12 protein-coding genes and 3 tRNA genes are annotated in these 12749 nt (G+C 53.4%); 7 read left to right on the top strand and 8 right to left on the bottom strand.

The window, feature by feature from the left end:
• Window positions 1–88: 88 nt before the first annotated feature.
• Window positions 89–304: a hypothetical protein gene (locus tag C8R21_RS07995; RefSeq protein ID WP_107762226.1), complete on the top strand. Its 216-nt coding sequence runs from the start codon at window positions 89–91 to the stop codon at window positions 302–304.
• Between the two features lie 357 nt (window positions 305–661).
• On the opposite strand, the gene C8R21_RS07990 is transcribed toward C8R21_RS07995, so the two are convergent.
• From C8R21_RS07990 to C8R21_RS07960, 7 genes are all read right to left on the bottom strand, one after another.
• Window positions 662–736: transfer RNA gene (locus tag C8R21_RS07990), tRNA-His, on the bottom strand.
• 65 nt (window positions 737–801) lie between these two features.
• Window positions 802–878 (bottom strand) — tRNA-Arg (locus C8R21_RS07985).
• 35 nt (window positions 879–913) lie between these two features.
• Window positions 914–990: transfer RNA gene (locus tag C8R21_RS07980), tRNA-Pro, on the bottom strand.
• Between the two features lie 164 nt (window positions 991–1154).
• Window positions 1155–1949, bottom strand: coding sequence for a GTP cyclohydrolase FolE2 (gene folE2, locus C8R21_RS07975; RefSeq protein WP_107762225.1), 795 nt, complete (start codon window positions 1947–1949; stop codon window positions 1155–1157).
• A 61-nt stretch (window positions 1950–2010) separates the two neighbouring features.
• Window positions 2011–3855 carry a 1-deoxy-D-xylulose-5-phosphate synthase gene (gene dxs / locus C8R21_RS07970; protein ID WP_107762224.1) on the bottom strand — a complete coding sequence of 615 codons (1845 nt, stop codon included), beginning with the start codon at window positions 3853–3855 and terminating at the stop codon, window positions 2011–2013.
• A gap of 49 nt (window positions 3856–3904) precedes the next feature.
• Window positions 3905–4798, bottom strand: a complete 894-nt coding sequence (locus C8R21_RS07965; RefSeq protein WP_107762223.1) for a polyprenyl synthetase family protein — start codon at window positions 4796–4798, stop codon at window positions 3905–3907.
• Window positions 4788–5042, bottom strand: a complete 255-nt coding sequence (locus C8R21_RS07960; protein ID WP_107762222.1) for an exodeoxyribonuclease VII small subunit — start codon at window positions 5040–5042, stop codon at window positions 4788–4790. The genes C8R21_RS07965 and C8R21_RS07960 overlap by 11 nt, the downstream gene beginning before the upstream one ends.
• Window positions 5043–5274: 232 nt before the next feature.
• On the opposite strand from C8R21_RS07960, the gene C8R21_RS07955 reads away from it, so the two are divergent.
• The 6 genes from C8R21_RS07955 to spt all read left to right on the top strand — a co-directional run bounded on the left by C8R21_RS07955 (window position 5275) and on the right by spt (window position 11717).
• Entirely contained in the window at window positions 5275–6372 is a 1098-nt protein-coding gene (locus C8R21_RS07955; RefSeq protein ID WP_107762221.1) for an aromatic ring-hydroxylating oxygenase subunit alpha, read from the top strand.
• Between the two features lie 107 nt (window positions 6373–6479).
• Window positions 6480–6824, top strand: coding sequence for a SpoIIAA family protein (locus tag C8R21_RS07950; protein WP_107762220.1), 345 nt, complete (start codon window positions 6480–6482; stop codon window positions 6822–6824).
• 673 nt (window positions 6825–7497) lie between these two features.
• Window positions 7498–9327: a fatty acyl-AMP ligase gene (locus tag C8R21_RS07940; protein WP_107762218.1), complete on the top strand. Its 1830-nt coding sequence runs from the start codon at window positions 7498–7500 to the stop codon at window positions 9325–9327.
• Between the two features lie 7 nt (window positions 9328–9334).
• Window positions 9335–10249, top strand: coding sequence for an NAD-dependent epimerase/dehydratase family protein (locus tag C8R21_RS07935; protein WP_107762217.1), 915 nt, complete (start codon window positions 9335–9337; stop codon window positions 10247–10249).
• A gap of 29 nt (window positions 10250–10278) precedes the next feature.
• Window positions 10279–10533 carry an acyl carrier protein gene (locus C8R21_RS07930; protein WP_107762216.1) on the top strand — a complete coding sequence of 85 codons (255 nt, stop codon included), beginning with the start codon at window positions 10279–10281 and terminating at the stop codon, window positions 10531–10533.
• Window positions 10530–11717 (top strand): serine palmitoyltransferase, encoded by a 1188-nt coding sequence (spt, locus tag C8R21_RS07925; RefSeq protein ID WP_181258880.1) that lies wholly within the window; start codon window positions 10530–10532, stop codon window positions 11715–11717. The genes C8R21_RS07930 and spt overlap by 4 nt, the downstream gene beginning before the upstream one ends.
• A gap of 289 nt (window positions 11718–12006) precedes the next feature.
• On the opposite strand, the gene C8R21_RS07920 is transcribed toward spt, so the two are convergent.
• Window positions 12007–12603: a hypothetical protein gene (locus tag C8R21_RS07920; RefSeq protein ID WP_107762215.1), complete on the bottom strand. Its 597-nt coding sequence runs from the start codon at window positions 12601–12603 to the stop codon at window positions 12007–12009.
• Window positions 12604–12749 lie beyond the last annotated feature (146 nt).

Here is a 12749-nt window from a genome sequence, read left to right as displayed (position 1 = left end):
GAACGAGAACAACACAATAGGCTAAGGACCAAATATTACCGGTAATAAAAATGCTGTCTGTTCGCTAATTCACATAACTTCAATAAATATGAATTTGCCGCTCGGGAGGGAATTTGATAATCGGAACGTCAAGACCCGAAACAGGTATGACGAAGAGCATATGCGGGAGATTTCCCGGACAGAGGACCGTTTTATGGGCTGCTACCGGCAAATCCATATGCTTCTCAAGCGTGCAGGCTGGCAGCCGGGTAAAAACCAGGCGTACCGGCTAAGGACGGACCCTCTTGCGCTGCCGCGGACATAAGCCTGTTATGCAAAATTGCTGACAATAGAAGCAGACCCGGCAGTTGTGAAGGAATCATGATGTGAATTTACGGGGAGGTAGCATAGGAGAGGAGGCTTTTGACTCCCAAGCAGAAAAAGGGTGAATCCTGACTCTGATAAAGTTCCTTGTTTCGTCGCACTTTACCCATAGCCCACCCGCTTTTAAAACTCTACTACAAAAGATTTCAAACTGAAAGATTGTGTACGTCATGCTGTGCACAACTGGTGGACATATGGGTTATGCCGTTTACTTCACGCTGCGCAGGGTAAGTTCAAATAGCGAGGATCTCGCGGTGCGCAAAGTCTCGCACTGAATGAAATAGATGGGTAGATGTTTTGGGGTGGCTGATGGGGATCGAACCCACGACAACCGGAATCACAATCCGGGACTCTACCACTGAGCTACAGCCACCATCCGAGAAAATCGCAATACACAATTCCGAAACCTGCCGCAAGGCTACGATGAGAGGTAGCTTGTGGCGTGCCCGACAGGAATCGAACCTGTAACCCCCAGCTTAGAAGGCTGGTGCTCTATCCGGTTGAGCTACGGGCACCACTCAAATCGGATTTCGCCTCGAATTAGCATGAATGGTCGGGGTGGAGAGATTTGAACTCCCGACATCCTGGTCCCAAACCAGGCGCGCTACCAGGCTACGCTACACCCCGGAAAGGGCGATAATATACCTTTCCGCCGCTAAAAGGTCAATTTTGGTTCCCTGGGAAAAATCAGATCGAGCGTAGGATTGCGCTTATTACTGTACCTTATCCCCGAAGCGGGGACACTGGATCAAGGAGCCGGGCGCAGGAAACAGATCGAGACGGGAGGGAGCTCAATTCTTCAATTTGTCGCACTCGATCAGTGCATATGCGGAATGATTATGAATGGACTCGAAATTCTCCGCTTCCACCGTGTAAGCATCTATCCGCTCGTCACGATTGAGCACTGATGCGATATCCCGCACTGCATCCTCGACGAACTTGGGATTACCGTAAGCCTTCTCGGTGACATACTTTTCATCTGAGCGTTTAAGCAATCCATAGAGCTCACAGGATGCCTGGTCTTCCGCGATGCGGATCAGATCTTCTATCCATACAAAATGATTTATCCGGATTGATATGGACATATGGGATCGCTGGTTGTGTGCCCCATAGTCCGATACCTGTTTGGAGCATGGGCAAAGACTCGTTACGGGCACGACCACTTTCAAAGTGAAGCGGTATTCTCCGTTTCTGATTTGCCCGATGAACGTAACATCATAGTCCATCAGACTCTTTATTCCGGAAACCGGCGCGGTTTTACCGATGAAATACGGAAAGCGCATTTCGATATCGCCGGATTCCGCCTCGAGCTTCTTCACCATCGAAACCAGCAGCTTTTCAAACGTTTCAACAGAGATCTCCAAATCATGCTCATTCAGCATCTCGACAAAACGGGACATGTGCACGCCTTTGAGGTGATGCGGCAGGTTTACATACATGTTGGACACGGCAACTGTATGCTGAACAACGCGAGCCTTATCCATTACCCTTACCGGATGGCGGATTGCCCTGATTCCCGCCTTGTCGATGGCAATGCGTCGCGTATCGGCCACACTTTGCACATCTGCAATGAGCGTTTCGTTCATTGTGTACCGTTGCAAGGAAGAACATTGCATATCAAAGGCATGCAATGCAAAAGTGAGCGGTTTACTTCGGGAATCTCGCTCTTACGGAGCGTACGATACCTTCCCTATCCAGTCCGCACTCGCTCAACATCTGAGAGGGGTCGCCCTGGTCGAGAAAAGTGTCCGGCAGGCCCAGCTGCAATACTGGAACTGCGCGACCTCGTGCAGATAGCGATTCCAGAACCGCGCTGCCTGCGCCGCCCATGACAGTGTTTTCCTCCACCGTAACGAGCAATTCGTGATTGGCTGCCAGCGATGCGATGAGATCATCGTCCAGCGGTTTGACAAAACGCATATTGGCAACTGTCGCATTCAATTCTTCCGCTGCCTCAAGGCAAGGCTGGAGCATGCTGCCGAACGCGAGCAGTGCAATTTTTGCTCCCTCCCGCCGTATTTCACCACGCCCGATCGGCAGCATCTGCATCTCTTTCTGCGGCGCCCCACCGCTACCTGAACCCCGAGGGTAGCGCACAGCGGCAGGTGTATTCATCTGAAAAGCGGTGTACAGCATCTGGCGGCACTCGTTCTCATCCGCAGGGGCCATTACGGTAATGTTCGGAATACAGCGCAGGTAAGTCAGATCGAAACTACCCGCATGGGTAGGTCCGTCTGCTCCCACCAGTCCGGCACGGTCTATGGCAAACACGACAGGAAGATTCTGAATGGCGACGTCATGAATCAGCTGGTCATATGCGCGTTGGAGAAAGGTCGAATAGATCGCCACCACCGGCTTCAGCCCGTCGCACGCGAGGCCGGCTGCAAAGGTGACGGCATGCTGCTCGGCGATACCCACGTCAAAATAACGATCGGGATACTCGTGGGAAAACCTCACCATACCAGATCCCTCCCGCATGGCTGGAGTGATCCCTACCAGACGCTGGTCCAAGGCCGCCATATCGCACAACCAGTCCCCGAAAATCTGGGTATAGGACGGTTTGGCTGAAGCTTTGGGAATGATGCCCGCATCGGGATTGAACCTGGTTACGCCGTGATAAAGAATCGGATCGTCTTCCGCCGCCTTGTATCCCGCTCCTTTACGGGTGACCACGTGCAGAAACTGGGGACCGGGAAGATGCCTGATGTTGTTGAGCGTGCTGACAAGCACGTCAAGATCATGGCCATCAATAGGCCCGATATAATTGAAACCGAATTCTTCAAACAGCGTGCTTGGCGTCACCATGCCTTTTACATGCTCCTCGGCACGCTTGGCAAGTTCCAGCACATGTGGAACCACTCCCAGCATTTTCTCGCCGGCGCGGCGCGCGGTCGCATAGAACTGGCCGGACATGAGCCGCGCCAGATAATTGTTGAGCGCTCCCACTGGCCGGGAAATCGACATATCGTTGTCGTTCAGAATGACCAGCAGGTTGGTATCCATGGCACCGGCATTATTCAAGGCCTCGAACGCCATGCCGGCGCTCATCGCGCCATCACCGATCACTGCGACCACGGACCGCTTCTTGCCCTCCCGCTGCGATGCTACTGCCATCCCAAGCGCAGCGCTGATGGAGGTGCTGGAGTGGGCGGTGCCGAAAGCGTCATATTCACTTTCATCCCGGCGCGGAAAGCCGGCGATACCGCCGCGCATGCGCAATTTGCCCATGCCTTCGCGCCGTCCGGTCAGAATCTTATGGACATAGGTCTGGTGGCCCACATCCCAAACCAGGCGGTCGTAGGGTGTATTGAAAACGTAGTGCAATGCGATGGTCAGTTCGACCGTGCCCAGATTGGAGGACAGATGACCGCCGGTCTTGGCTACCGATTCAACCAGGAATTGGCGCAACTCGTCTGCAAGCTGTGGCAGCAACTTGCGTTCCAGTGTCCGCAGCTTGGCAGGATCGGTAATGGTATTGAGCAATGGGTGCATTTAAACCTTGAAAATTACAAAATCCTTTTTCCGGGAAACACGCCGGCCTTCAAAATTCCCGGTGAATGATAAAATCAGTTACCTGCCTCAATCGTCCCGCGGCTGCCTCAAACATCTTCAGGGATGCATATGCCTCCCGCCGCAACTCCTCCGCGAGCTCGCGCGCCCGTTTGCTCCCCAGAATACTCACATAGGTAGGCTTATTGTTTTCGGCATCCTTGCCGGCGGTCTTGCCGAGGGTGGCAGTGGTTGCCTCGGCGTCGAGAACGTCATCGACAACCTGAAATGCAAGACCGATGCATTTGGCAAAATGATCAAGGGCTGCCAACTGGGCTTCGCCCAACCTGCTGCCACAATAGGCACCCAGCATTACCGCGGCTCGAATAAGCGCGCCCGTCTTGTGAATATGCATGAATTCCAGTTCGGGGAGACTTAATGCCCTGCCGACACTAGCAAGATCGACAGCCTGCCCTCCCGCCATGCCGCGTGAACCGGCCGCTTGCGCCAGACGCCTGATCATTTCGAGTTGCATCTTCGGAGTGTCAGCGAGGGAATATTCGGCCAGCAACTGAAAAGCGAGGCTCTGCAAGCTGTCGCCCGTCAGTAGCGCGATTGCCTCTCCATACTCGATATGACAGGTGGGTTTTCCCCGACGCAATACATCGTCATCCATGCAGGGCAAATCATCGTGCACGAGTGAATAGGCATGAATGAGTTCCACTGCGACAGCAGCAATCGTTACCCTCTCCTCATTCGCATTGTTCAGCTCGCCGGCCGCAAAAGCGAGCAAAGGCCGTACGCGCTTGCCCCCACCCAGAACGGTGTAGCGCATCGCTTCATGCAAGCGCTCAGGCGCGATGTCTGTGACGGGAAGCAGGGTCTGCAGAGAATTTTCGATGCGTACCTGGTGGCTTCTCGCCCAATCCTGGAAATCAGCGGTCATCAATACCGGAGGGGGAGAAATTTTTCAGCGTGCTGGCTTCAAGGAGGCGTACCTGTTGCTGCGCATCCTGCAGCTTGGAGTGGCAATATTGTAGCAATTCCGTCCCACGTTTGTGAGCCTCGAGGGATTCTTCAAGCGGCATCTGCCCTGTTTCCATTTCCAGAACGATGCTTTCCAGCTCAGCCAGCGCAGCTTCAAAACCTTCCGGAGGGGAAAATTTGACGGGATCGGCGGGCTTTGTCATGATAAACACGCTGTCAGAATGGGTGTATTGCGGACAAACGGCAAAAATAACGCAATAAGTGGTGTCAGGTCAATTAAATCCACGAAACTTTCTCACGAAAGAGGTTTCTTAGTCGGATTATAAGCGTTTCAGGGCAAGGACATGAGGACATGCTTATTCTCTTCCTTGTCTTGACTGCCGTTCCCGGTTTTGATAATCCAGCCATCTTTATTTGAAAGGTGAAAAGTAGCATATGGTCGATCTGATTGATGTTTGCCAATCGGCTCCAACGCAACTGCCGGTTGACTGGTATCTCGACTCTCAAATCCTTGAACTGGAAAAACGCATTCTGTTCGACCAGGGACCGGGCTATGTCGGCCATGAGATCATGGTGCCAAACATTGGCGACTATTATGTGCCTGAATGGATGGATAACGCGAAAATGCTGGTGCGCAATAAGGATGGTATCGAGCTGCTGTCCAACGTCTGCCGCCACAGGCAGTCGCTGCTGCTCAAAGGGAGTGGCAACACCAGAAACATCGTTTGTCCCGTACATCGCTGGACGTATGACTTGAAGGGCACGCTGCTCGGTGCGCCCCATTTCCCCGAAAACCCTTGCCTCAATCTTTCCAATACGCCTTTGCAGAGCTGGAACGGACTCCTGTTTCAAGGCAGGCGGAATGTTGCCCGCGATCTGGGCAACTTGCAAATCCTGAAGAATTTCGACTTCTCGGGTCATGTGCTGGAACGCCTTCAGATAGATGAATACGCCTGCAACTGGAAAACCTTCATAGAGGTTTATCTGGAGGACTACCACGTCGAGCCGTACCATCCGGGCCTGGGCAACTTCGTTGACACGGCTGCGCTAGAATGGGAGTTCGGGGAGTGGTACAACGTTCAGACTGTGGGGATCAATAACGCCCTGACCCGCCCGGGGACGCCCGTCTATGCAAAATGGCACGAGCAACTGTTGCTGCAGACGGCGGGCGAAATACCGAGGCATGGTGCAATCTGGATGCTGTACTATCCCAACATCATGATGGAATGGTACCCCCATGTATTGGTCATCAGCACGGTGCTTCCTGCCGGAGCGGAGCGTTGCACCAACGTAGTGGAGTTCTATTATCCTGAAGATATCGCTTTGTTTGAGCGTGAATTCATTGAAGCGGAACAGGCCGCCTATCGTGAAACCGCTGCTGAGGATGATGAAATCTGCAAGCTGATGACAGAAGGGCGGCGTGCGCTGTGCAGACAAGGCGTGAGCGAGGCCGGACCGTACCAATCACCGATGGAAGATGGCATGGTGCACTTCCACAAGTTTCTGCGGCGAGAAATTGAACCGCACATCTGAGCGATAAGTGATATCCTTTTGCTGAACGTATTTTCTTCGGTAGCCCGAATTTTTTGGGCTACCCGGATTTTTTCCCTGCCCGCGCAATTTTATATTGTGGGTAACACATGATAACCATTGAGGAAACAGAAAATCTGATCAGTATCGCTGTTTTCGGTGAATTCACATTGGCCGATTACCGCGAATTCGAGGACAAGGTACTTCGCAAGGCTGCCCCCGGCGGCAAGGTGAACGTACTGTTCGATTGGCGGGATATGCTGAGCTACACCATCGATGTCGCTTGGGAGGACATCAAATTCGTGCGGGAACACGGCAGCGAATTCAACCGCATCGCGATAATCACTGAAAACCAGTGGCGCGCCTGGGCGGCCTGGGTATCCAATCTATTTGTCAATGCCGATATACGGGTATTTCGGGATTATGCTGAGGCAACGGCATGGCTCGAGGCATGAAGTGACGGTACTGAGTGAGTGTAAATCGGGCCTTGCGCCTTCGACGTCAGCGGAAGCCCCATTCCAGGGGAGGAATTTTTTCAAGGATTCCGTATGGTGTATAGTGTGATTCCGGAAGAGCGCTCGGGCCCTGCAATAATCTGCTTCGAAAATAAAAGAAGAGTTGATCCCTCGAGAGAGGGATTCCTGTAAAATGTCGCGCGGCTGCGAAAGAGATTGAGACCAGATCTAACGCAAAGCTGAAGGGTCCGGTTCCGGCAAGTGTTGCAAAAAAGACACACATTTCCCTTCCATTCTCCAAAACCTCTTTATATCGTCTGCCAACTCGTACAGAATGGAGCTTATCGCCTATCCTGTAAGTATCGAAAGCAGACTGCAAGCGCGAGAAACAGCCTCTTGCACGTGAAAGGAGCGTGATCCGGTAATGCCGAAGTACATGCCCTGTTACGATAATGAGAGCTGAATATAAGAAGGTTCGTTAATTTCACGGATTAGCGCATTTATTTTTTGTTTTTCGAGCTACTGCCTTTACCGGGAGCCAGGTAGAGTCGATATTTTCAAGCAGCAACTCGAACGACGCGACAGCGGATGACGGCCAAAACAACGATTGCCCGACTGGAATCCTTTATATTATAAAAAGATGACTAGTACGATTAATTTGGAGGGGAAGACCTTGAGTTCAACAATAGCGAAGTTGAACGCTCCGCTAACGCAAGCGTTTAACCCTCAATTATTATCAAGCGAGCAGCCGGCAACTGCGATCCCCACACCCACGTATAACACTCAAGCTCAGAGATTAGCCGACTTCGACACCTTGATCGCTGCACTCGAGTATGCCGCGGCCGGTACAGCCGGGTATAACTTTTATGATGCCAAGGGTAATCTCCGCTCCGTTCTTTCCTATCAGGCATTAAGGCAAAATGCCCAAGCAGCGGCGCGTCAGTTGCTCGGGCTTGGATTGGCGAGAGGGGACCGTGTTGCGGTTATTGCCGACACGACGCCGGAGTTCGTGGAAATCTTTTATGCATGCCGCTACGCAGGACTGGTACCTTATGCAATGCCTGTCCCTGTCAACCTCGGCAGCCATGCGGTTTATGTTCGGCAGCTGCGCGGAATGCTGGAGGCGGGTCAGGCAAGCGCTGCCCTGGCGAACGTTGACTATGTCGGGTTTTTGAAAGAGGCAGCCGAGGGGTCGCAATATCTGCGCTGGGTGGGAACGCCGGAGCAGCTCGGGGAACTGCCGGCGCTGAACACCGAGCTCGCGGCAAATAGTCCGGATGAAATCGCGTACCTGCAATTTACTTCGGGAAGCACGCGCATGCCACGTGGAGTGGTAATTACCGAAGGCGCACTGATGAGCAATCTCCAGGGCATTGTCCGTCACGGCCTGAATATTCGGACAGGAGACCGCTGTGCGTCCTGGCTGCCGTTTTATCATGACATGGGTCTGGTCGGCATGGTAATGGCACCCATGGTGGCGCAGGTTTCCGTCGATTATCTGGCTACCCGTGATTTTGCAATCAGGCCGTTGCAATGGCTGCGCCTGATCAGCAGAAATCGCGCCACCGTCGCGTTCAGTCAACCCTTCGGGCTCAAGCTCTGCACGCTTCGCGTACGCGATTCCGACCTGGAGGATCTTGATCTCAGCAGTTGGCGTGCAGCGGGAGTCGGCGCGGAAATGATCCGCCCGGATACTTTGAGGAATTTTGCGGAAAAATTTGCGCCCGCCGGTTTTGACGCGCGCGCATTCCTCCCCTGCTATGGGCTGGCTGAGTCGACGCTCGCCGTTACTTTCTCCCAGGTTGGCGAAGGCTTTCAGAGTTTGCGAGTCGACGCGGCAACCCTCGTTGACAGGAAAATGGCAGTACGGCTACAGGTGGAAGGCCGGAAGTACAGTGAATTCGTCAACTGCGGCCGCCCGTTGCCGGGGCATACCGTCAAGGTGGTCGACGAGGCCGGCCAGCAACTCCCTGATTTGCGCGTAGGCAGCGTACTCGTGCAGGGCAGCAGTATCATGACAGGTTATTTCAACAATCCGGAAGATACCTGCAAGACGCTCAAACCTGGAAACTGGCTGGACACAGGTGACCTGGGATTCCTCTTTGAAGGTGATCTATACATCACCGGGCGTCGCACCGATGTAATCATCGTCAATGGGCGTAATATCCGCGCCCAAGATATCGAGGAGCTTGCCGAACAGCAACCCGAGGTGAGAACGCGTGAAGCGTCTGCCTTCGGGATTACTGACGCCAATGACGTTACGACCATTGTCCTGGTCATCGAATGCCGACTTACCTCGGTCACGGATCGCCAGTCCCTTACCAGTCGCCTGCAACGGCTGGTCTACATGGCGTTTGGCGTGAATTGTCTGGTGGAGCTGGTTCCACCGCACACCCTGCCGCGTACTTCCTCTGGAAAACTGTCCCGTTTTGCTGCACGCCAAGGCTTCATCCAGCGAACACAGTTGACAGACCAGTTATCTGCCGAGTCCGGGGACAAATAATCGGCGTATGTCGGAGTCCTGGGTCGCCGTTACCGGCGCCACTGGCTTTATCGGGAAGGCGTTGTTACAGTCCCTGATAAAGGAAGGATGGAAAGTCAGGGCTCTGACAAGACGCAGGCGAGTCGATGACGAGTCCACGCAATGGATAGAAGGCGATTTACATAACCTCGATGCATTGCGAAAGCTCGTAATCGGCGTCTCCGCTGTTGTACATTGCGCCGGTCAGGTTCGGGGAAGTTCTCTCGAGAGCTTTGTCCGTACCAATGTGGAAGGTACGAGCAACCTGATGCAGGCTTCTCTGGAACAAAACCCGCCTCCACGTTTCCTGCTGATTTCTTCTCTGGCCGCCCGGCAACCCCAGCTTTCCTGGTATGCCATGAGCAAGCACAGGGCTGAACGGGTGATAAATGAGCGTTCGGCTGGTATGGCCTGTGCCATTTTTCGCCCAACGGCCGTTTATGGCCCCGGAGATAAGGAAATGAGCCCCCTTTTCAGGATAACGCGCCGCGGTATCTTGCCAATGGTGGGACAACCTGACATGCGGTTTGGATTACTGCATGTCGCTGATCTGGTAGCAGCCATCATCTGCTGGCTTTCAACTGCGGTGCCTGTACAAGGCACCTACGAGCTTGATGATGGCAGGCCGGGAGGTTACGACAGCCGGGCGGTAGCCACTATTGCGCAGGAAGTGTGGAAACGCCCCGTACACTGCGTCTTTTTCCCCGCGCCACTGGTTTCATTGATCGCAAACGTCAACTTGTGGTCTGCCAGATTGCTAAGCTATTCACCTATGCTGACACCGGGAAAAGTGAGAGAATTGCGCCACCCCGACTGGGTTTGTGATATTGATCCCCTGACCCGGGCGCTCCCTGATTGGCGACCCTGCATCCACCTTCGCGACGCTTTGCCACAAGCGGTCTAATTTCAATCATCGAATCATTTTGAATCCAGATGTTGAACGATTATAACGACGTTCTGCAAAAACTTTGCCATCACCTCAAACAGCTTGCCGGTGCGGAGGTGGAAATCACACCGCAGACCGATCTTATTAATGAGCTGGCAATCGATTCTGTAAAATTGCTGAACCTGATCATGGAAATCGAGGACGAGTTCGACATTTCCGTACCAATCAATGCTCTTGCGGATGTACAGACCGTTCATGAGCTCGCCAACTTGATCCACCAGATAAAGTCTCAAAAACAATGAGTTTGCTAGATAAGCTGGATGCCGTGGCGGCAGCGAGAAAAGCCTTGCTGCCTGAGGGCGTTGAGGTTTTTGGAACGCCCATAGAAGAAGTTTATTCCTCGACCGAGGCCAGGATCGGGGATCACCGGATATTGTTTCTGGGAACAAATAATTATCTGGGACTTACCTTCGCGCAGGAGTGCCGGGATGCAGCGCAGGAAGCGATTCACAGCGAAGGTACGGGTACAACCGGCTCGCGCATGGCCAATGGCAGTTACAGTGGTCATCGTGCCCTCGAGCGCGAGTTTGCCGAGTTTTATCAATACCGGTCCTGCATCGTATTTACCACAGGGTATCAGGCCAACCTTGCGACCATCTCAGGCCTGGCCGGGCCCGGCGACATCGTTCTTATTGATGGCGATTCCCACGCAAGCATCTACGATGGCTGCCGTTTGAGCGGCGCCGAAATAATCCGCTTCAGACATAATGATGCAGCAGATCTGGAGAAACGTCTCCGCCGCCTGGGAGAACGATCGCGCTCCACCCTCATCATTGCCGAGGGCATCTACAGTATGCTTGGAGACCGCGCGCCGCTGGCGGATATCGTCAAGGTAAAGGATGCGTATAACAGCATGCTTCTTCTTGATGAAGCGCATTCCCTGGGGGTGCTGGGTGAAACCGGACAAGGTCTGGTAGAAGAAACCGGCCTCCTCGATAGAGTAGACTTCATCACAGGCACCTTCAGTAAAAGCCTGGGCGGGATCGGCGGCTACTGTGTGAGCAATCATCCACAACTGGATCAGTTGCGCTACGTGAGCCGGCCTTATATTTTTACTGCCTCACCTACGCCTGCCACCATCGCCTCAACCCGTGCAGCTCTCAGGCTGCTGAGGGAGGGGGTCGAATTACGCCGGCAGCTCTGGAAGAATGTGCACCAGCTCTACTCGCAACTCAAGGAACTGGGTTATCGACTGGGACCGGAGCCCAGCCCTGTTATCGCAACAATCCTTGAAACGCCGCAACAGGCGCTGGCACTGTGGAAAGGACTGCTTGAACATGGTATCTATGTGAATCTGGTTTTGCCACCCGCAACGCCGGAGGGCCATTCGTTGGTGCGTTGCAGTGTAAGCGCTGTTCATACGAGCGAACAGATGAATCATGTCGGCAAAACTTTCGCCAAGTTGCGCGAGATTATTTTCCAGTAAGGATTTCGTTTCTCTGACGCATTCGCGTTGAAAGCCGGCCTGGAGAGGAGGATTCTCGCCTTGCTACCCTGCCTTACATCGCCCACTCCACGTTACGGTAGTCACAGGAGTATACTGTAAGGTCCGGAGCAGACCCAATGACGAATAAAAGAAACGGCGCCGGGTCAAGAAGGGAAAATGGACAATCCCTTAAAACCCGGCGCCGTTCGTTCAGGAGGATTCGCGGAAGTGCGTGCTTTTGATTTCGCGAATCGAGAGTTGAATAGCGCTGATTCTGCTCAGACGTTGGTCAGGACATTTTGGCGCTCGTCCGCCGACGCAGCAGAAAGAAGGCTGCTACGCCACCTACACCCAGTATCAGCGCAATCTCTGTCATGCCGATACCACCACCGTGTCCATCATGGCCGCCACCTCCGCCTACGTGTACCGGAATGCGTACCGCCGGAGTCATCTTGCCGTCCTTCTCGGTTTCCAGCAGCAACGCGTACTGCCCCAGTTCTTCCAAATTTACGGCAAATGTAATGCTTCCGGAAGGATAGGGTTTGGCGGGTATTGACATGATTTCATGCTCTCCCTCTCCATGACCTTCCATCACCAGACGCATCGCGATGGGAATTTCGCGGGATTCAGGATCGGTCAGATCCACCGTGAAATACAGCTCGCCGGTCTCAGGAACATGGTCGCAATAGGCATGAGTGGGTGGAAGCTCGCCCTTGGGCTTCTCATAGGCAGTGAAGGATACAGGAAAGGCGCCCGATTTGATGGCGCAGTCGCCTGAATGGTGGCCTTCATGCGCAAGCATGAGTTGTGCATGGATGGGGGCAGCCGCGAAAGCTATCAACGCAGCCGTTGCCAGCCCGGCAACCCACTCAAAAATTTTCTTCATAATATCTCCGGTTTTGTGTCCGCAATTTAATCTGTCGCCCCGCGCGAGCGGGAACAATTTTCGATTGTATAACAAACCTGTCTGGAAAAGGAAACAGAGAATATTCATGCAACAGGCTACGGAAGAGCAGCAAGAGGTCTATTTTT

This window comes from Nitrosospira multiformis, assembly GCF_003050865.1.
Classification (GTDB): domain Bacteria; phylum Pseudomonadota; class Gammaproteobacteria; order Burkholderiales; family Nitrosomonadaceae; genus Nitrosospira; species Nitrosospira multiformis_E.
Note: the sequence above shows the minus strand (reverse complement) of the source record. Positions and strands in the feature narration are given on the sequence as shown.

Excerpts from the sequence above, each read along its gene's own strand:
- C8R21_RS07995 (WP_107762226.1), top strand. The coding sequence starts at position 89 with ATGAATTTGCCGCTCGGGAGGGAATTTGATAATCGGAACGTCAAGACC.
- folE2 (WP_107762225.1), bottom strand. The coding sequence starts at position 1,949 with ATGAACGAAACGCTCATTGCAGATGTGCAAAGTGTGGCCGATACGCGA.
- dxs (WP_107762224.1), bottom strand. The coding sequence starts at position 3,855 with ATGCACCCATTGCTCAATACCATTACCGATCCTGCCAAGCTGCGGACA.
- C8R21_RS07965 (WP_107762223.1), bottom strand. The coding sequence starts at position 4,798 with ATGACCGCTGATTTCCAGGATTGGGCGAGAAGCCACCAGGTACGCATC.
- C8R21_RS07960 (WP_107762222.1), bottom strand. The coding sequence starts at position 5,042 with ATGACAAAGCCCGCCGATCCCGTCAAATTTTCCCCTCCGGAAGGTTTT.
- C8R21_RS07955 (WP_107762221.1), top strand. The coding sequence starts at position 5,275 with ATGGTCGATCTGATTGATGTTTGCCAATCGGCTCCAACGCAACTGCCG.
- C8R21_RS07950 (WP_107762220.1), top strand. The coding sequence starts at position 6,480 with ATGATAACCATTGAGGAAACAGAAAATCTGATCAGTATCGCTGTTTTC.
- C8R21_RS07935 (WP_107762217.1), top strand. The coding sequence starts at position 9,335 with ATGTCGGAGTCCTGGGTCGCCGTTACCGGCGCCACTGGCTTTATCGGG.
- C8R21_RS07930 (WP_107762216.1), top strand. The coding sequence starts at position 10,279 with ATGTTGAACGATTATAACGACGTTCTGCAAAAACTTTGCCATCACCTC.
- spt (WP_181258880.1), top strand. The coding sequence starts at position 10,530 with ATGAGTTTGCTAGATAAGCTGGATGCCGTGGCGGCAGCGAGAAAAGCC.
- C8R21_RS07920 (WP_107762215.1), bottom strand. The coding sequence starts at position 12,603 with ATGAAGAAAATTTTTGAGTGGGTTGCCGGGCTGGCAACGGCTGCGTTG.